Below are 19493 nucleotides of genomic sequence, written 5' to 3'. Positions count from 1 at the left end.
AGGGTGGGGTTGCACGAGCTTGTCGCACAGCACGGACTCATCACGAGGTTGCTTGACCCCACCCCAGCCCTCCCCTACTTCGCAGGGGAGGAAGCGGTCAATCGCACAGCTGAGATTCGACGCCAACCAGCTCAATACGCCAAATGGATACGCATCCCGATCACCCGCACCGGCCCACGGTCACGGTTGTAGCCAGGGTTGCCAATCCATTGCATGTCCGCGGTGACGAATGCAAAGGAATGGATCGCGAACGCGTAGTACGCCTCGGCAATGCGTTCGCTGCGGTACCGCAAGGCACCATCGCCAAGGGTGAATCCCATACCTCCGGCAGCCAGATACGCGCGATGTTCCGGCGACAGACCATTGACCGCGAGCGCGAATCCGAACCGGTCATCGGAGCGGCTCCAATGCGCACCGGAAACCTGGATGCCGGCACTCGCGCTGCGATCCGCTTCGGTAAAGACGAACGATTCGGTTCTGCCGTCGTTCCACCCTGCCCGTGCGAACAAACCTGTGCCGCCGTGATCGGCCAACGGCCAATCCATGCCGACGGCTGCACCGTATTTGTGCCGCCCCTCGCGATCATCGGCCTGGATGTTCGGCGTGACGTGGCGTGTTTCGGCCGCGCGCAATGCATCGGCGTAGATGCCCATGCGCGCGCGATTGCGGTAGACCAGCAGCCACAGGTTCAAGGTATCTGGCGAGTGCTGCCAGCTGACCTGAAGGTATTGGCCGTTGGCTCGGTTGATGGGCCCTTCCAGGCGCGCGCCATTGGCCTCGGTGGGCATCTGGTAAACGCCGTAGCGCCAGGTCCATGCGCCCTTGGCCAAGGTCGTCATGCCGCCAACGGTGTAGCCACGCGTGTCGGCGGCGAAATCCCAGGCAGGGCTGTTGAGCAGACTCCAATTCATGAACTGCGTGCGCGCCGAATTGGCATAGCGGCTCTGGTCGAAATCGTCGTTCACCGCGAGCAGCCCGAACTTGAAACTCCACCGGTCGTTGGCCTGCGCACCGGGCAGCTGGTCCATCTTGCGCTCTTGCCAGGTCACCTCTTTGCCCAGCGGAATGTCATAGGTAAAGAATGCTCGAGCCACATACGCCGAACGTCCCAGGGTTCCGCCGCCGCCACGAATGACATCGCCGTTGGTGAGACCAGCCAGCCCGGTGCTGTGGCTTATGCCTTCGCCGCGAAAAAGTTCGGTATCGACATACAGCGCCAGGCGTTGCGTGATCGGTACGCCGACATAGATGCCGAAGGTGTGCGACCGCGCATGATCGCCCTGGGCCAGCAGGCTCAAGGGGCCTGCATAAGGTGAATGCACGCGTCCCTGCCATTGCTCGATAAAGGTGTACTGGGCTCCCAGCAACTGCGGAACGAAATAGGCGGGCGCATCGGCCGCATACAACGATGCCGCTGGAAGGCAGGCCAGTGCGCATGCAACCGCGATTGATTTCACCGCTTACTCCTCCCCGATGACGCGCGCCGAAGTATGCGCATAACGTCCGTGATTATCGCCCGGGGAGGCCTGTGAATGCGTCGCGTGGCCGATTCAATGCAGGGACCGATGGACACCGTAACGTCTCCACCAATGCTTCACGGTCCGTCCACGTTTCCCGTCACAACCATTGGTTTTTCAAATCTTAAGTTCGACTGAGGCGACTCATGTCTTCTTCCACGCGTTGCAGTACTGGCAATCCGGGCCTTGATATCGTCCTGCATGGCGGCCTCCCGCAGGGGCACCTGTATCTGCTGGAAGGACAACCGGGCTCCGGTAAAACGACGTTATCGCTGCAGTTTCTGTTGGATGGCGTGCGCAGGGGCGAGCGATGCCTCTACATCACTCTGTCGGAAACCGCCGATGAACTGATCGAAGTCGCGGCCTCGCACGGCTGGAGTCTCGACGGCATCGAGCTGTTCGATCTGTCTTCGGTGGAAGACGTATTGGGCAATGACCGCAACCAATCCGTGCTTCATTCATGGGAGGTTGAGCTTGGTGAAACCATCCGGCTGATCCAGCAGAAGATCGAGCAGATCTCGCCCAAGCGCGTCGTCTTCGACAGCCTGTCCGAGCTGCGGCTGCTGGCCCAGGATTCCTTGCGTTACCGCCGCCAGGTGCTGGCGCTGAAGCAGTTTTTCTCACCGCGCAGCATCACGGTGTTGCTGACGGATGATCTCACCGGCGGGCGCACGGCGCGCGACACCCAGCTGCACAGCCTCAGCCATGGCGTCATTTCGCTGGAACGCTTCACCTTGGAATTCGGCGCGGCGCGGCGGCGCCTGCAAGTGCAAAAGCTGCGCGGGGCCACCTTCATCGCCGGCTATCACGACCTCACCATTCAAACCGGCGGTGTCGAAGTCTATCCACGGCTCATCGCATCCGAACACCAGGCAGCTTTTTCCGGCGAAGCGATCACCAGCGGCATCGCGCAGCTCGATGCGCTGGTCGGCGGCGGCATACTGCGCGGCACCAGCACGCTGCTTACCGGCCCCGCGGGAACCGGCAAGACCACGCTGGCGCTTCAATATATTGCCGCCGCGTGTGCGCGCGGCGAGAACTGCCATCTGTATGAATTCGACGAACGGGTCGGCACCTTGTTCAATCGCGCTCGCAGCATGGGCATCGATCTTGAACCTTGTGTGCAGAAAGGTTTGCTCAACGTGGTGCAGATCGATCCGGCGGAAATGGCGCCGGGCGAGTTTGCCTGGCACGTGAGCCAGGCGGTGCAAAAACAGGCCTGCAAAATGGTGGTAATCGACAGCCTTAACGGTTACCTGGCCGCCATGCCGGAGGAAAAGCTGCTGATATTGCAGATGCATGAGCTTCTGGCGTTCCTGAGCCACTCGGGCGTGACCACCTTCCTGATCAATCCGCAGTTTGGGTTGGTCGGCTCCATGGATACCGGGCCGCTCAGCGTTTCCTATATTGCGGACGCGGTGGTGCTGTTCCGGTTTTTCGAGGCCGGTGGCCGCATTCGAAAGGCGATCTCGGTGATCAAGAACCGTAGCGGAAAACATGAGGAAACGATTCGCGAGCTGCGTATCGACAGCCGCGGATTGCAGGTGGGCGAGCCGTTGGTCGACTTCCAGGGCGTGCTGACGGGCACCCCGGAGTTCATCGGCAAGGCCAGCTCGCACTCCCTGCTGGAAAGCCGTAATGCATAGGGATGCGCCACATGGCAACCGCGTGCTGATCGTGGCGCCGTGGGGACACGACGCGCAAAGCCTGGCCAAGGCCTTGACCCAGGACGGTTATCACACCGACGTTTATCCCGACCTGACCACCCTGGCCGGATACATCGATGAAACGACCGGCGTGGTCATTCTCACGCAGGAGGCGCTCAAGCACGGAACCGAATCGCTGCAGGCATCCCTGCGACGCCAGCCGACCTGGTCGGATGTGCCGTTCGTGCTGCTTCGCTCGCCGCGAAACGGCAGCGGACCATTGGAGGTACCGCTGCCGCGCGAAGTCATCAATCGCATCGAACTGGAACGTCCGGTCGGTTCCTCCTCGCTGATCAGCGCCGTCGCCACCGCAATGCGCTCGCGGCAAAAGCAGTTCGAAATACGCGATCGCATCGGCGAACTGGCCGCCAGCCGCAAGGCGCTGGCCAACAGCGAGGCGGAGCTTCGCCTGATCGCCGATGCCTCACCCATGCTGATCGCGTTTGTCGATCCGGACCTGCGCTACCGCTTCGTCAACCAGGCCCACCAGACCTGGTTCGGCATCGCGCCCGCCAGCATGCTGGGAAGAACCATGCAAGACGTGTTCGGTGCGCAGCACTGGCAGATGTGCCGGGAAGCGGTGCATCGCGCCATGGCGGGCGATGAAACCCAGCTCGAGCTGAGCAGCCCGCGCCCCGATGGCGCACGCCGGGATGCCGAATTTCGCTACATCCCCCGCTTCCAGGACGGGCGCGTGGAAGGCATTCACGTGTTCGCCACCGACATCACCGAACGCAAGGAATCCTTGCAGGCCGCGCAACGCTTCGCCGCGACGCTGGAGCGCAAAGTCGCCGAACGAACCGCCGAGCTGCAAGCGGAAGTGCAAGCCCGATCGGAAAGCGAAACGGCGCTACGGCAGGCACAAAAAATGGAAGCAGTCGGCCAGCTTACCGGCGGCATCGCGCACGACTTCAACAACATGCTGACCAGTATCATCGGCGCGCTGGACATCATCAACGTGCGCCTTAAGGACGGGCGCATGGACAACCTCGACCGCATGATCCGTGCTGCGTCCGATGCGGCGAACCGCGCCGCGGCACTCACGCAACGCCTGCTTGCCTTCTCCCGGCGGCAGTCGCTCGATCCCAAGCCGGTGGATCTCAATGCGCTGGTGCAGTCGATGGAGCTGCTGCTGATCCAGACCCTGGGCGAACGCATCCAGGTGCGGCTGGACCTGGCGCCGATCCTGGGCAAGGCGATGGTCGATGCCAATCAACTGGAAAGCGCCCTGCTCAACCTGAGCATCAACGCCAGGGATGCCATGCCCGATGGCGGACTGCTCCGCATCGCCACGCGCTGCGCTTCGACCGTGCCCTATGTGCCCGAGGGTGTCGTCGCTCATGCCGCAGGCCATGTGGTGCTGGAAGTGACCGATACCGGCGTGGGCATGGAAGCGGACGTCAAGGAGCGCGTGTTCGAACCGTTCTTCACCACCAAGCCGCTCGGCCAGGGCACCGGCCTGGGACTGTCGATGATCTATGGCTTCGTGCAGCAATCCAACGGCCACATCGATCTTCAATCGGCGCCCGGCAAAGGGACAACGGTGGCGCTCTATCTTCCGGTCGCGCCTCCGCACGATGCCGCCACCGAGCCCCCCTCCACCGGCCGCACGCCCAAGGGCGAAGGCCAGCAGATCCTGGTGGTCGAAGACGATGACCAAGTGCGCTTCCTGGTCAGCTATCTGCTCGAAGAACTGGGCTATTCCGTCACCACCGCGCGGGATGCGACGGCTGCGATGCCGATCCTTTCTTCCTCCGGGCAGGTGGACCTGCTTATTTCCGATGTCGGCCTTCCCGGCATGAACGGCCGTCAGCTGGCGGAACTGATGCGCCAGGAACGCCCTGGCGTTCCGGTGCTCTTCATGACCGGATATGCCGAGTCCGCAGCGGTTCAATCGGAGTTTCTGGGCGAAAACATGGCCATCATCACCAAGCCGTTCGCGTTGGACGATTTCGGCCAGGCGGTGCGGCAGGCGCTGGCGCAATAGCATGCCAGCACATCTGCTTCGCTTATGCCATTGGGTGGTATCTATACATTCTCTACACATATCCGGGCCCATCGTTGAGAGGCGGCGTCTGCCCGGGGGAAACATTTGTGGGCGTCATAAATCCCAGCTCGGGATAGTGGCCGCGTGCATGTTGATGGCTCGCGTTCGGTAGCAGCTTTTTTCGGCAGCCTAAGGTGCCGGAAAAACGGCGACCGAATCCTTTCTTACGACCTTCGAAGGAGTTCGGCTATGCAGCAGAATGATGCAGTTGTCGCCCGTTGGCTCAGCGGCTTGGATAGTTCGGATAATCCGGCCGGCCCGCTCTACGTAGATGGCTCCGTCCAGAAAAAGATGACCACTCGGACGAGCATGGAGAGGATGGACACCATGCTCAAAACCACGCAGTCCTGTGCTTCCGGCTGCGCCTGTTGCTGATGTTCCCATTCCTTGACCTGCGAAGGAGTTCAGCTATGCAACGCAATGACGATGTTGTTTCCGGTTGGCTCACTGGCTCAGACAGCTTCGGCGGCCTGGATAATCCGGCAGGCCCGCTTTACCTCGACAGCGCTACCGAGAAAAAAATGACCAGCCAGACAACCGCGGCCATTTTCACCACGCAGAAGACCACCATGTCCTGCGCCAACGGCTGTATTTGTTGCTGATCTTCCAGGGCCAACGCAGATCCCGATCGTGGTGATGCGTTGGCCTTTTCATGTCCCGATTGCATCGTCGCTAGAGGGGATTGGAAACGATGCTGGCCGACACGCATACACCCGACGCATTCGCCCCCATCATCGAGCGTTTCACCGAACCGGCACGCGCAGCCTTGAAGGCACGTCTTGCCGCCATTTCCGGACTCGATGCAGGCGAAACCTCCCTGATCGGCAAGGTTGCCGAAGAAGCGCTGCGTTACAGCGCACGGCTCAAGCTAAACCGCGTTTTGCTGCTGGAATTGCACGCAGCCAATCGGTGCGGTCAGCTCACCGCGGAAAGCGATGCGGCTCGCCACGATCAATTTATCGACTATGCGCTGCAAGCCGAGTTCGCCGCTCACCTGGATCGGCGCTATCCGCCGTTGTGCCGCCGCCTGCAACGCTCGCTCGACCAGCAAGCCGGCGCGATCGAATCGCTCGCCGCACGTTTTGCCGCCGATCGCGCCAAGTTGGCGCGCTTCTTCGATCGCCCCGCCGGACGCCTCATCGCACTGAACATCGGCCAGGGCGATCTCCACGCCGGCGGCCAGGCCGTCGCACGGCTGTCGGTGGAAGCTGGCGAGGTGATGTACAAGCCACGCTCGCTGCGCATCGATCTGGCGCTCGACAAGTTTTTGCAGCGAGTGTTCGGCGATGCCGCCGATCGCATCCGCGTGCCCGAAGTGATCGACCGGGGCGATTACGGCTGGGCTTCTTTCGTCGTGCACCGCTATTGCGCTGGCGAAGAAGAACTGCGCGCGTTTTATCTGCGTCTGGGCCATTGGCTGGCGGCACTGCGCCTGCTCGGCGGCACCGACATCCATCATGAAAATCTCATCGCCGCCGGGCCGGTGCCAGTGGTGATTGACGCCGAAAGCCTGTTCGCCGTGATTCCCAAACCCGCGCATTCGGGCTGCGGACAGGCTCACGACGCGGCGCAGACGCTGATTGCCGGCTCCGTCTTGCGCACCGGCATCGTGCCGTTCCGTGCATCGGACGAAGGCTTCGACGGCGCCGATCTTTCGGCGGCCGGCGCGCTGCCCCAGCAGCAGCCGAAGATACAGATGCCGGTGATCGTCGATGCGGGCACTACCGCGGCCCGCTTGAAGCTGGTCGATACCGACATCGCGCATTCGCAGAATCATCCCAGTCCCTTTCCCCAGGTGTCCACGTACTGGAGCCAGATAAGCGAAGGGTTTCTCGCCGCATCGAACCGATTGCGCGAGGTCGACGCCAAAGGCGTGCTCGAAGCATGGCTGGCCGAATTTGAAGATTGCATGGTTCGCGATCTTCGCCATCCCACCCAGATCTATGCGGAGATCGGCCGCATGCTGTGGCATCCGGCGTCGCTGCACGATGAAGCCGCGGCGATCGAACGCGCTCGTGATCTGTTTTCCCGCAATGCTGAGATCACCTCCGTAACGGTATCCACGCCAGTGGAAATATCCGGCGCGATCGACGATCTGCTTTACGGAGACATTCCCGTTTTCGTCGCCCCGCTGACACCTGCACGGATCAATGCCGCGCTGGCGGACTGGCGTGCGATGCGCATCGACCTGGAAGAGTTGACCATTCGCAGTGCGCTGGTCACCACCGAACTCAATCGTCGCGGCAACCTGCCCGACCAAGACAGCGATGAGCGCCTTTGCCGCGCGCAAGCGCCTCATGCCGAAAATCTGGATGCGCGCCGACGCAAGCTGGCCGTGGATGTGGTGGAACGCCTGTTGAGGCTCGCCGTGTCCGGCGCCGACGGCTCGATGACATGGATCACGCCGGAGACCACCAGCGACGGCTGGTTTATTCAGCCGCTGCAGTTCGATCTCTACTTCGGGCTTGGCGGCGTCGCCGTTGCGCTCGCAGGTTACCTGCATGAAGTCGAAGATGGCCGCGCGAACCCGGTGGCAGGTACCCAGGAAGCGCTAAACGGATCGCTGCGCACCCTTATTGCACAGGAAGCCAATCAGGAATCCAGGAACCTCGGCGGTTTTGCGGGCTTCGGCGCGCAAATCTGGACGTGGCTGACCTTGGCCGACCTGATGCGACGCCCGGACTTGCTTGCGCGGGCGACCGCCCATGCCGAGGCGCTGGAAGCGAGAGGCATCCATGAGGAAGATGGCTTCGACATCATCGATGGTGCCGCCGGCGTCATCCTGCCGTTGCTGGGCCTGGCCGATGCCACCGGCGATGCGCGCTGGCTGGTGCAGGCTGCACGCGCAGCGCAACATCTGGAGAAAACCGCTGTCGTCGACGCGCTTGGCGCGCGCTGGATGACGCGCTTTGAGCAGCCGATCGGCGGGTTCTCGCATGGCGCCACCGGCATCGGCTGGGCACTCGCGCGGCTTGCTGCATCCAAAGCCGGCAGCGAAGTCGATCGCACCCGCTGGAGCGCACTGGCCAACGCAGCCTTTGCGTTCGAAGATTCGCTCTACGACGAAAACTGCGGTAACTGGATCGACAAACGTTACGCGGACGCCAACAAAAGCCATGACACCTGGTGCAACGGCAGCGTTGGCATCGGCCTCGCTGCAGCGGATCTGTACGCGCGTACGGGCCTGCCGCAGCACCTGAACAGGTTGCGACGCGCGATTGCGGCCGCACGCGGCAAGTGGGGGATCAGCCATACCTTGTGCCACGGGGATTTTTCGTTGTGGGAATTGCAATGGCGCGCGGCCGCACTCGATCCAGTGGCATGCGCCGAAGATCTGATCGGATCGGCGGCACAGGTGATTTCCTCGATCGAGGAGAACGGCGGCATCGTCACCGGCCGGGCACGCGCCGCTTTCACGCCGGGCATGATGAATGGACTTGCCGGCGCGATCTATGGCCTGAGCCGATTGCATCCGGACTGCGCACTGCCTTCGCCGCTGCTATTGGAACGCTCTTGCGATAACGCGCTGCAAGTGCGAGGAAGCAGCCACGTTTCGAAAACCGCCCGGCCGGTAACCCACGCTTGACTGAGTTGCGAGATGCAGCGCGGTGATTCGCCGTTGGGTGGAGGTGCAGCCGAAACCCGACGCCCTCCTGTGCCTCGCTACACCACGGGCCGCCCCGCCAGCCATAGCGCGAGGTTCGTTGCGTAGCGACGCACCGAACGTTGCGCCTCCGGCGAACGCGCGAGCGCATCGCCAGGCGGTTCGCTGACGAAGCTTGGCGATCCGCGTGACGGGTCCCAGTTGTAGTCGGCGAAATGATGGAAGGTCGATGCCGCGATCGCCGGCCCCTGCCCGTTCACAGGTTCGAACGCCACCGTCAGGTTGAACGTGCGCCCGCTCAGCTTGCTGCGGCCGGTGGCGATCACCCGCGCCGATGCATCGTGCTCCGGCTTGCCCACCGCGCCTTCGTGCGGATGCGCGGGGAAAAAGCGGATGGCGCCATCCGGCGAATCCGGATCGGCCAACACCGGGTGCAGCGGAAGGCAAGGTTCTATTTGCTGGAAGTCGCCATTGGCGCCGGAGTGATAGTTGGGCCACGAAATGTAGGTGGTGATGGTGTCGTCGGCCTGGCGCCGCGAGGGCTCGGGCTCCGGCTGCTTGCTATGGAAGAAATGCGCAGCCCCTACGCCGCCCAGCGTGCACACCGAGCTGCCCAGGTCCATATGATCCCGCGTCACCAGCAAGCCGCCGCCGCGTTGCCGGAACCGTCCGATGGCCTCGCAGTCCGCCGGCGTAAGTCCGTCACCGGTATCCACCGCAAACAACCACAGCTCATCGAATGCCGACGTATCCAGTTGCGACAGCACGCTGTCAGGCGCACTGATCGGATCGCGATCGCGCGCAGTCACCTCGAATAACGGCAAGCCGTCGTCGCCGCGCAGGCCGGCCAGGTGATCGCGCAGCAGCGTAAATCGGCCGATATGCCAGTCGTCCTCGATATGGGGGATGGTGGTCTGCAGCAGGATGCGATGGGGTTGTCGCATGTGGTTTCTCCGAGGCTATGGGACGCAGCGCTTGAGCATGTTTCCCGATAAGCATGGGCCGCGGCCCGGGTGGATCGGGAAATCAGCCGATTGTAGGCGCTGGCGAGCCATCTTGCTTATGCGGGCATGCGCGGAAACACACCTGTGCGCCGATCAGTAGAAAACCCGCATACTCCATTGCACCTGCGTGTCCATGACGCGCGCGGGCAAACCATATTCGGCACGCACCGTGGCCATGCTGTCGATGCGCAACACCTCCGCGGTAAGACGCAACCAGTCGCGCGGCCGCCAATTCAATGCCGCCGTGATGGCATTGCCGTGTTCGCTTTGCCTCCAGTCCGCGTTCGCCGATGGCGTGCGCGCGCTGAAATGCTCGATGCGCAACGCGGGTCGCCAAGCGCCCCGGTTCCATCCAAGCAGTACGAAGGCGGCACGAAAATGCGTACTCAATGGCTGGTCCGCAGACTGCTCGCTGCGAGTGTTGCCATCCATCCACTGTGCGATCCAGGTAAGGCTCCCGGTATCGGTGCGCCCGGCCACGCTCCACAAACGCGTGCGCCAGGCGAACTGCCGATCGCCGTCGGCATAGAACGCCGACGCCGCCGGATCGGCGCGATTGTCCAAATGCATCAGGCTTACGCGCGTTTCGCCCGGCGCATGCCAGGTGATGGCAGCGTAGTCGCCCCAGTGCGATCGGCCGATGTTGCGGAAGGGGTCGTAATAGCGCGGCAGCGTCCCACCTTCTTCACTCACTCCAGCATTCGCCTCGCGCAAACGGCTGCCGATGCCGGAAACCAGGTCGCCGATGGACCAGCCGCGCGAGGCCAACACACCACCGGCCGCATCGTCGCGGCGAAACAGCGATGCGCGCAACTCCCAGCTGTTGGCTTCGCTGCGACGTTCCAATTGGAATTCGCCGCCCATGGCGCGCAATTCCTCGCCCACCCAGGTATTGATGGCGGAGGAGCTGATCGTCCACGGACTGGTCCAGCCGACGCCTTCGTTCTCCAGCGACACCGGCGGAAAAAATACGCCTGCCCGCAACGACCAGCGCCACGGAGTGGTCGATACCGGGCGATAACGCAGCCAGGCTTCCAGCAGGCTGAAGCCGCTGTGTCCGCTGGTCTGATATTGCAGTTGACCTAGCGCGAGCAATTCAGGCGTGATCTGCACGGAGCCATAGATGGCCGCACCGCCGAAATGCAGCCTGGTTCGCCCGTCGCCATAGCGTGCCTTGCCGAAGCCGCCGCGTGTCCAGCTGGTATCGTCTGGCGCCGCCACCAGGCGCTCGTCGGCATAGGCATGCAGGTCGATATCCTGCGCATGCACCGCCATGGCGAGGCTCCATACCGCAATGATCGCGTGCAGGCGGTATTTCATGCGTGGCCACCGTCGAATGGATGGGCGATTTCATCGGCAAGCGAATCGGCGCTCACCGGCCGCGCAACGAAGTAACCCTGCGCATGATCGCAGCCGATCGAAGCCAGGTAGTCCAGCACTTGCGCGTTCTCCACACCTTCGGCGGTGACGCTATAGCCCAGGTTGTGGCTGAGCTCCACAATCGAGCGCACGATGATGCGGTCGTTGGCATCATCGATCAGGTGCCTGATGAAGCTCTGGTCGATCTTCAACTCGTGCACGGGCAGCTTGTGCAGGTATGACAATGACGACTGGCCGACGCCGAAATCGTCGATGGCGATATGAAAACCTTGCTCGTCCAGTTGCTGCAGCACGCGCGAGGCCGATTCGAATTCACCGATCACTGCGCGCTCGGTGATTTCCAAGGTCAGCTGGTCATGCGGAAGCCGGTGCAGATCCGCCAGTTCGACGATGTGTCCCGGCAGTTCGACATCACCCAGGTCGCGGGCGGAAAGGTTGACCGCCACGCGTAGCAGCAGGCCCTGCGCACGCCACTGGCTGGCTTGCACAATGGCCGTCTCCAAGGCCCATCGCGTCAGGCGATGGATGTTGCCGGTGTCTTCGGCCATGCCGATAAACACGTCCGGCGGTATGTTCCCGCGAATGGGATGCTGCCACCGTACCAACGATTCCACGCTATCCATGCGCCGTGTCGACAACGCCAGCTTGGGTTGGTAATGCAAGCTCAGTTGACGTTGCGCGAGCGCTTCACGCAGCTCGCCCATCAACGACAGCCGCTCGGGCCGGTGCGGATCGGTAGCCGTCCGGTAGAACGCCCAGGCGTGGGACGAGCCGATCGCCGCGAACTGCGCCGTCTCGGCATAACGCAGCAACGCAACGGCGTGGCCGGCATGCTCCGGATAAAGGGCGACGCCGATGGCAGGCACCATGTCGATGCTCAGATTGGGCTCCACGTAGGGCGCCGTCAGCACATCGAGCACATGCTTTGCGACGCGGACCGCATCGTCCACGCCGGCGCCGGCGAGCCAGATGACGAAGTTGCTGTCGGTGGCGCGCGCCACCTGCGCACCGTCCGCCAGGTGCTGGATACGCTCGCCCGCCTCGTGCATCAGGCGATCGCAAAGGCCGTGCCCCATGGTCTTGATGATGTCCGGCACGCGCGTAAGGCCGATCATCAGCAAGCTGCCGCGCGTCACGCCATCGGCAATGTCGTGCGTGATCTCGGCCTCGATCGCCAGACGATTGGGCAGCCCCGTCACGGCATCGTGCGTGGCCTGGTAGGAAATGCGTTCCTCGCGCTGCTGCACGGCTTCGGCCATGGCGCCGATCGCGCTGGCCAGCGCGCCAATCTCGTCGCGGCGTCGCAGCCGTGGCGGTGTGCGGTAGTCGCCCTGCTCGATGCGCCTGGCCACCGTCGCCAGCCATTCCACCGGACGCGATACGTTGCGCGCGATCAGCCACGCGCCCACCAAGCCGGTGACCAGGCCGAGCGCGAGCAAGGCCGACCAGGCCAACGCCAGGTTGCGATAAGGACGCAAGGCGTCATCCAGCGAATAGCCGAACAGGACCACGACTGGCGCGCTGTTGTACGGCCGCTGCAGCGGCTGGGCCAGCACGATGTAATCGCCCTGCCCCATGCGACGCAGCTTTGGCTGCTCCGGAAAGTCGCCCGTGGCCTGTTCCAAACCGCGCGCGAAAGGCGTGGCACGATCGCCCAGCGCCACCGCCTGCCAATGCGAGGGCGCCAGTTGCACCTCCAGCGCAACGTCACGCCGCAGCGTGCTCAGCTGTTGCATGTGCGCAAGCAGCTGATCGTCCACCTGCACGTAGACCACCACCAGGCCCACCGGTTGCGGCGCGTAGATCGGCACCACCACGATCCAGTCCACATGCCCCTGTACGGCGGCCATCACCGCGGTCTGCTGATTGAACGCCTGCTGGATCAGTTCGCCGAAGGGAAAGCTTTGCCCTGCCGCATGCTCGTCGGCGGTATCGGCGGCGATGCTGCCATCGAGATTGACCAGCTGCATGCGCGACGCGCCCACGCGCCGGCCATGGTTGTGCAGCACCGAAAGCACGGTGCCGCGGTCGCCTTCGGCAATCGCCTGGCGCAAGGCGAAATCCAGCGCCATCACACGCACATTGCCGGCGATGCGTGCGGAAACATCGTCCATCTGCGCCTGAAAGGCCTTGGCGCTGGCGGCGAGCTGGCGTTCGCCATCCAGCACCAGCGCGTGGCGCGTCACGCTGTAGACCAGGGCGCCGGTGATCAGCTGCACCGTCACCAGCATTCCGACGAAGAACAGCGCAAGGCGAAGCCGGAAGCCGATCACCATGCGCATGGCGCTAGTAGTCCAGGTGTTCGTGGTCGGCGACCTGGCGCGGGTCGGGCATCAGCCGCAACGTGAAAGGCAGGTCGGGCGCGGCACCCGTTGCAGGCACGTCGACATTCGCGCTTACCGGCGGATGCCCCGGCCACAGTTGCGGATGCCATACCGTCACCGTATAGCGGCCGGGCGGCAGGTCATCGAACTGCGCCAGGCCTTGCTCGTTCGTCACCCGCACCTGGTCGGCGGTCACCACGAGATACGCAATCATGTGATCGTGGATGTTGCAGCCGACGGCGACGGTACCGACTTGGCGCAGCACGACAGGCGCGGAATTTTCGCCGGGGCTGAGAATGAACTGGAACGCCCCGATCGGCGCGAACGAATAAACATGGTGCCGCGTGCTGTCGCTGTTGCGGAACACCACGCTGTCACCCGGATGCATCACTTCCACATAGGGAATGAACCGCTCGCCCTTCTGGTCGATGTAATGCGTAGCAGCCGCGGTACCAGCGTGGGCACCATCGATGGTCACGACCGCATCGCCGACGGGCTGCTGATGGTTGTCGGCCGTTCGTATCGTCAACGTTCCCGCATGCGCCGCCGCGGCCACGCCCCAGGCGAACAGGCACAGTAGTGGCGAACGGCAGCGCCTCATCGACAGCTCCCCTGTGTGCCGGATGGCGGACCTACGTCTGTCGTCGATGCAAATTTTCTGCCACCTGGCATTTACAGGTGGCATGGCCTCTCACTGCCCGGTCGGCGGCTGCCACAGCTCCAGCTTGTTGCCCTCCGGGTCGACGACCCAGCCGAACTTGCCGTACTCGGATTCCTCGACCTTCTCATCCACGTGCACGCCTTCGGCGCGCAGCGCAGCCAGCAAGGCGTGCAGGTCGTCGACACGGTAGTTGATCATGAAGGGCGCGGAGCTGGGGGCGAAATAGCTGGTGTCCGCGCCAAACGGGTTCCAGACGGTGGTGCCGACGCCTTCGGGGTTGTCCGGGCCGTTCCAGCGGAACGCGGCGCCGCCCCAGTCGGCGACGTCGACCCCGAGGTGCTTCTTGTACCAGGCGCCAAGGCCCTTCGGATCCTTGGCTTTGAAGAAAATCCCACCAATGCCAGTAACGCGTTTCATGGAAGCTCCCGTGCAGGCGGATCGAGTGGCCGATTATGCGCGAACCAGGCCAGAACGTGATGACCATTCCTTGCCAGAACGGACCTTTTTTCGCAGGTCAGCGGGGTCCTACGGGGGCGTCCTGACCGGCCGGGTCGCCTGGAACCCTTCAGCCGGCCCGATCGGCGGCCGATAACCCCTGAAGGCCAGCGAGCTGGCACGTCCGATGCATGGGCAAGGGCACTATGAAGACGACCACCAACTTCCTGATCGAATCGGAGCAAAGCGCTCCGAGCAACGTGATACCGCTCTGGCCTGCCGGCACCCGCCCTTCGGCGCCGAATGCCCGGCCAAGCCGATCGCGTGCTTCGCAAGCGCATGTTATCGAAGCAAACGCGGTGGAGCTGGAGCCGCTCGAGCAACGTCTGGCGCGCCGCATGGAACGAGTGCTTAGCGCCCTGCTATATCACGCCGTGCTTACCCCGGGCGATGCGCGTGCTGCGCAGTCGTTGTCGATCGAGAAACGCATAAGCCGGCTGGTGTCGCACGGCCGATTGCTGGCCATCGCCAACGCGGCGATCAGCCTCGATTGGACCGACGACCTTACCCGCCTTGCCGCGGCGGTCATCGCGTTCGAACTGCAGGTTCAATCCCGGTGGCGGAACAGGTTGCTGCGCGCGTTCTCCGAACGCCGCCGGCAGATCCATGCCGATACCTTGGCGATCGCGCAGTTGCTTGCGTGGGATCTGGATGCGTTGAAGGTTCGTCCGATCGACAAGTTTGCGAAGTTTCTCTAGACCACTTCACCGGAATGACGATTCGGCACCCCATCGAGTACACACCACCTGCTTCGCATGATGCGTGGCAATAGCGTCCAACCACGCCTGGTAAGAAACCGCCGGATCATACGTATGCCGCATGCCATGCACCGTTTTAAGCGTGGCATGCACGACCTGATCCACGGCTTCGAACGGTAAGTGATGCGCGAGCGCCGTCGCGCGGATCAACGCAACCGATTCCGCTAGCACGCTGCTATATGCAACGCGATTGCCAGCCTGCGCAGCGACCATGCGCGCAGCCAGACATGACGGACTGCGGCACGAAAAACGCCTGCGCAAGAAAGCGAACACGCGAAGAACATAAAAGCGCATTGTCTTCCCCGTTCCATCGATGCGGCGATTCGCTTCGCAGACATCTGCGAGCCGTTGCGAACCGGCTCGCAGCCATCGGCTTCAGCTCACTGCGCAGCAGCCGCTTCCTCGATCAACCGCGCCACGGCTTCGGGATGGGACACCATCACGACGTGCGAAGCGCCCTTGACCACTACCACGTCCCGCGCATGCGCACGCGCGGCCATGAATGCCATTGCCGCAGGCGGAATGTTCTTGTCCGCCGTGCCATAGATATGCCAGGACGGAATGCTCTTCCACGCCGCCTGGCCACTCTTCTCGTTGAGCGCCGCTTCCGTCACCGGGCGTTGCGTCGCCGCCATCAGCGCTGCCTGCGCCATCGGCACATCGGCGGCGAATTGCGCGGGGAATCTGTCCTGCAGGATGTAAAGATCCTTACCGCCGTCGGGAAGCACGGCCGGTGGCGCGAGCGCCTGACCAAGCGTGCTGCCGGGGAACTTGCCGGCCAGTTCGGAGGCGCTCTCACCCGTATCCGGCGAAAACGCGCTGACGTACACCAGCGCCTTGACGTTCGGATGGCCATTGGCCGCTTCGGTGATGACATTGCCGCCATAGGAGTGGCCGACCAGCACCACCGGCCTCGTCAATGCCGTGACGAGGCTGCCGATGTACTGTCCGTCGCTCTTCACGCCACGCAGCGGATTGGCGGCGGCGATAACGAAGTAGCCGTCCTTGCGCAGGATCTTGATCACGCCATTCCAGCTCGAGGCATCGGCGAACGCGCCATGGACCAGCACGATAAATGGCTTGTCGACATGCTTCGTTTGCGCGAACGCATTCGGTCCGGTGACCATGGCGAACGCCAGCGCAAGGCCCGCGAACAGCTTTTTCATGTGAATCTCCTGGTTAGTGGAAGGGATGGGGGTGATGAAAGGGACGATCAGGGGAAATCCGTGGACACGCTCAATTTTCGCCAGCGTTCCAGTTCGGCGAGCTTTGCGTAATCGGCTTTTGCGATGGCGACCACGGCATCACTGCCCAGTGGCAGTCGCAAAGGTGGCTGCTCCATGGATGCGATGTTGAGGATGGCTTGGGCCGCGCGCGCAGGATCACCCGGCTGGCGGCCGTGATAATCGCGTTGCATGCGCGCCGCGACGCCGACCACTTCGTCGTATTCCGGACGGCCTTCTTCCAGCACGGTCGAGGCACCGGCAAAGTCGGTGCGAAAACCGCCGGGTTCGATGATGCTGACTTTCACGCCGACCAGCGCCATTTCCCTGGCCAGCACTTCACTGAAGCCTTCCACGCCCCACTTGGCGGCGGAATAAGGCGCCCTGCCCGGCGCACCGATGCGCCCGCCCACAGACGAGAACTGGATGATGTGGCCGCTGCGTTGCTGGCGCATCAGTGGAATCACCGCCTTGGTCATGATGATCGTGCCGAACAGATTGGTTTCGATCTGCCGGCGAAAATCATCCAGCGACGTATCCTCGATGGCGTTGACGTTGCCGTAGCCGGCGTTGTTCACCAATACGTCGAGCCCGCCAAAGCTTGCCTCGGCCAGCTGCACCGCGCCTTGTGCAGCAGCCGGATCGGTAACATCCAGCGCGGCCACGCAAACTGCATCGCCATAACGACGCGCCAGATCCGCCACTTGCGCCGGATCGCGTGCGGTCGCCACCAACCGATGCCCTGCCTGCAGCACAGCTTCCGCCAGCGCATGGCCGATACCGCGCGAACAACCTGTAATCAACCATCTTTGCGACATGGTGTTTCCTCTTGTACGCGTGGCAACGAACAACTAATGCGCGTAGCGCGTGAATACGTAATCGTGCGCTTTGGCCCGCGCCTGATGGCAGGCGAAGCAGGTGCGGTGCTGCGCCTCGTCCGCCGCCTTGCCGTTGACGAAACGGCCGAAACCCCAGCCGCCAGTGGCGGCATATTTCTTCGAATCCTTGACCATGAACTGCACGGTGGTCGCTGCACCCGGAATGGAGGCCGAGGCGAAGTCCGGCGACGGCACGTGTTTCCACGCCAGCTTGGCTAACACTGTTCCATCGGGAAACGGCAGCGCGCCATCACGATACGCATTGACCGCGATCGTATTGCCCAGCACCGCGCGAATCTCGTTCAACGGCGCCGCTTCCTCGGCGGGAGCGATCAGTTGCCATTGCCGATAGCCTGCGGGAATCCTCACGCCGTAAATCGGTGACGCATCGCCATCGTCGGCTGCGGCCATCGTGTTGTCGGTGGACGCCAGCAGAACCATCGCGCAGATCATGGCCAAGACCGCCAGGTGAATCGGCTTCATCGGATCGCTCCCACACGATGGCGTCAAAGATGATCGGCGTCGATCACGGCCTGCGTGAATGCCTGCGGTGCTTCCTGCGGCAGGTTGTGGCCGATGCCGCCGGTGATCAGGCGATAGGCGTATTTGCCGGTGAAGTATTTGCGGTACGCCTCGGCGGCAGGATGCGGCGCACCGTTGGCGTCGCCTTCCATGGTGATGGTCGGCACACTGATGGTCGGGAACTTGGCCAGGCGCTGCTCCAGCGCGGCGTATTTGTCTTCGCCCTTGACCAAGTCCAGCCGCCACCGATAGTTCTGGATGGCGATGGCGACCTGATCGGGATTGTCCAGCGCCGCGGCGCTGCGATCGAAGGTGGCCTGGTCGAAATGCCATTGCGGCGAGGCGAGCTGCCAGGTCAGCTTGGCGAAGTCATGCGTGTACTTTGCATAGCCGAGCTGGCTGCGGTCGGTGGCGAAGTAAAACTGGTACCACCATAGGTATTCGGCCTTGGGTGGCAACGGCTGCTTGCCGGCTTCCTGGCTGCCGATCAGATAACCGCTTACCGACACCAGCGCCTTTACGCGCTGCGGCCACAATGCAGCGACGATATCGGCCGAGCGTGCACCCCAATCGAATCCGGCCAGCGTGGCCTGCTTGATCTTGAGCGCATCCATGAAATCGATGACGTCCTGCGCCAGCGCGGCAGGTTCGGCATTGCGTGGCGTAGTGGCTGAAAGAAAGCGGGTGTCACCGTAGCCTCGCGCATAAGGCACCAGCACGCGATAGCCTTTTGCCGCAAGCGCGGGGGCGACGCTTTCGTAGCTGTGGATGTCGTAGGGCCAACCGTGAAGGAGAATCACCACCGGGCCGTTGGCGGGACCGAGTTCGGCGTAGGCGACGTCCAATACGCCTGCGTGGATATGTTTGAGTGGAGCGAGCGAATCGCTGTCGCTGGCCGATGCTGCATTCATCGCGCCAAGTGGGGAGACCATGATGGCGATGAGGGCTGCGCCCATTACATTGCGGCGCTTGATGGGTGATTTTCGGAACATGGTTTTCTCCCGGTGAAAACGGATGTCGCTGCGGTGTGGCCTAGCGTGATTTGGGTGATCGACAATCGCCAGTTATCAGCTGTTAGCAGTTGTTAGGGATGGCGTCGGCTAATCGATGTCATCGATCAGTGGGTAAGCAGCTATTTGTCGCTTGCTCAGATCAGCTCCCTCCCCTGCTTGCAGAGCCTGCCCCGGACTTGATCCGGGGGGAGGGCCGGGGTGGGGTTGTTCGGGCTTGCCGCATCGTTGAAATACTTCGCGAGGTTGCTTCACCCCACCCTGACCCTCCCCTACTACACGTAGGGGAGGGAACGGTTCCTGCAAGCATCTATCTCAAACGAGGGTTGCAGATCGTGCTGGCGTATCGCGTGATTCGTCGTCC

At 62.9% G+C, this 19493-nt stretch carries 16 protein-coding genes; 6 read left to right on the top strand and 10 right to left on the bottom strand.

Annotation, left to right across the window (positions count from 1 at the left end; genetic code table 11):
* Positions 1-131: 131 nt before the first annotated feature.
* Positions 132-1457, bottom strand: a complete 1326-nt coding sequence (locus ACTHNE_RS01565; RefSeq protein ID WP_440268404.1) for a carbohydrate porin — start codon at positions 1455-1457, stop codon at positions 132-134.
* Positions 1458-1663: 206 nt separating this feature from the next.
* On the opposite strand from ACTHNE_RS01565, the gene ACTHNE_RS01560 reads away from it, so the two are divergent.
* From ACTHNE_RS01560 to ACTHNE_RS01540, 5 genes are all read left to right on the top strand, one after another.
* Positions 1664-3163 (top strand): ATPase domain-containing protein, encoded by a 1500-nt coding sequence (locus ACTHNE_RS01560; protein WP_440268403.1) that lies wholly within the window; start codon positions 1664-1666, stop codon positions 3161-3163.
* A complete protein-coding gene (locus tag ACTHNE_RS01555; RefSeq protein ID WP_440268402.1) occupies positions 3156-5210 on the top strand; it encodes a PAS domain-containing protein in 2055 nt (684 codons plus the stop codon). Before ACTHNE_RS01560 ends, ACTHNE_RS01555 begins: the two co-directional genes overlap by 8 nt.
* A 249-nt stretch (positions 5211-5459) precedes the next feature.
* Positions 5460-5645 (top strand): DUF6229 family protein, encoded by a 186-nt coding sequence (locus ACTHNE_RS01550; protein ID WP_440268401.1) that lies wholly within the window; start codon positions 5460-5462, stop codon positions 5643-5645.
* Positions 5646-5680: 35 nt separating this feature from the next.
* Positions 5681-5872 carry a DUF6229 family protein gene (locus ACTHNE_RS01545; protein ID WP_440268400.1) on the top strand — a complete coding sequence of 64 codons (192 nt, stop codon included), beginning with the start codon at positions 5681-5683 and terminating at the stop codon, positions 5870-5872.
* Between the two features lie 89 nt (positions 5873-5961).
* On the top strand, positions 5962-8856 hold the full coding sequence (locus ACTHNE_RS01540) for a type 2 lanthipeptide synthetase LanM family protein (RefSeq protein WP_440268399.1): 2895 nt from the start codon (positions 5962-5964) through the stop codon (positions 8854-8856).
* Between the two features lie 77 nt (positions 8857-8933).
* Here ACTHNE_RS01540 and ACTHNE_RS01535 read toward each other — a convergent pair whose 3' ends face one another.
* From ACTHNE_RS01535 to ACTHNE_RS01515, 5 genes are all read right to left on the bottom strand, one after another.
* Positions 8934-9818, bottom strand: a complete 885-nt coding sequence (locus ACTHNE_RS01535) for a hypothetical protein (protein ID WP_440268398.1) — start codon at positions 9816-9818, stop codon at positions 8934-8936.
* 153 nt (positions 9819-9971) lie between these two features.
* The gene (locus tag ACTHNE_RS01530) at positions 9972-11198 is read right to left on the bottom strand and encodes a hypothetical protein (protein ID WP_440268397.1); all 1227 of its coding nucleotides are present in this window, start codon (positions 11196-11198) and stop codon (positions 9972-9974) included.
* A complete protein-coding gene (locus ACTHNE_RS01525; protein WP_440268396.1) occupies positions 11195-13540 on the bottom strand; it encodes an EAL domain-containing protein in 2346 nt (781 codons plus the stop codon). The genes ACTHNE_RS01530 and ACTHNE_RS01525 overlap by 4 nt, the downstream gene beginning before the upstream one ends.
* A gap of 4 nt (positions 13541-13544) precedes the next feature.
* Positions 13545-14183 (bottom strand): carboxypeptidase regulatory-like domain-containing protein, encoded by a 639-nt coding sequence (locus ACTHNE_RS01520; protein WP_440268395.1) that lies wholly within the window; start codon positions 14181-14183, stop codon positions 13545-13547.
* A gap of 90 nt (positions 14184-14273) precedes the next feature.
* Positions 14274-14660 (bottom strand): VOC family protein, encoded by a 387-nt coding sequence (locus ACTHNE_RS01515; protein ID WP_324945050.1) that lies wholly within the window; start codon positions 14658-14660, stop codon positions 14274-14276.
* 224 nt (positions 14661-14884) lie between these two features.
* Here ACTHNE_RS01515 and ACTHNE_RS01510 point away from each other — a divergent pair, with 224 nt between their 5' ends.
* The gene (locus ACTHNE_RS01510) at positions 14885-15436 is read left to right on the top strand and encodes a hypothetical protein (protein WP_440268394.1); all 552 of its coding nucleotides are present in this window, start codon (positions 14885-14887) and stop codon (positions 15434-15436) included.
* Positions 15437-15876: 440 nt separating this feature from the next.
* Here the strand turns inward: ACTHNE_RS01510 and ACTHNE_RS01505 are convergent, their stop codons facing one another.
* The 4 genes from ACTHNE_RS01505 to ACTHNE_RS01490 are packed head-to-tail and all read right to left on the bottom strand — an operon-like array spanning position 15877 to position 19051.
* Positions 15877-16662, bottom strand: a complete 786-nt coding sequence (locus tag ACTHNE_RS01505) for an alpha/beta fold hydrolase (protein WP_440268393.1) — start codon at positions 16660-16662, stop codon at positions 15877-15879.
* A 47-nt stretch (positions 16663-16709) separates the two neighbouring features.
* Complete coding sequence (locus ACTHNE_RS01500; RefSeq protein WP_440268392.1) at positions 16710-17537, bottom strand: oxidoreductase; 828 nt, start codon at positions 17535-17537, stop codon at positions 16710-16712.
* Positions 17538-17570: 33 nt separating this feature from the next.
* Positions 17571-18080, bottom strand: a complete 510-nt coding sequence (locus ACTHNE_RS01495) for a cytochrome P460 family protein (RefSeq protein ID WP_324945060.1) — start codon at positions 18078-18080, stop codon at positions 17571-17573.
* Positions 18081-18103: 23 nt separating this feature from the next.
* Positions 18104-19051, bottom strand: a complete 948-nt coding sequence (locus tag ACTHNE_RS01490) for an alpha/beta fold hydrolase (protein ID WP_440268391.1) — start codon at positions 19049-19051, stop codon at positions 18104-18106.
* Positions 19052-19493 lie beyond the last annotated feature (442 nt).

It is taken from the genome of Dyella sp., from assembly GCF_051954575.1.
Taxonomy (GTDB): Bacteria; Pseudomonadota; Gammaproteobacteria; order Xanthomonadales; family Rhodanobacteraceae; genus Dyella_B.
Note: the sequence above shows the minus strand (reverse complement) of the source record. Positions and strands in the feature narration are given on the sequence as shown.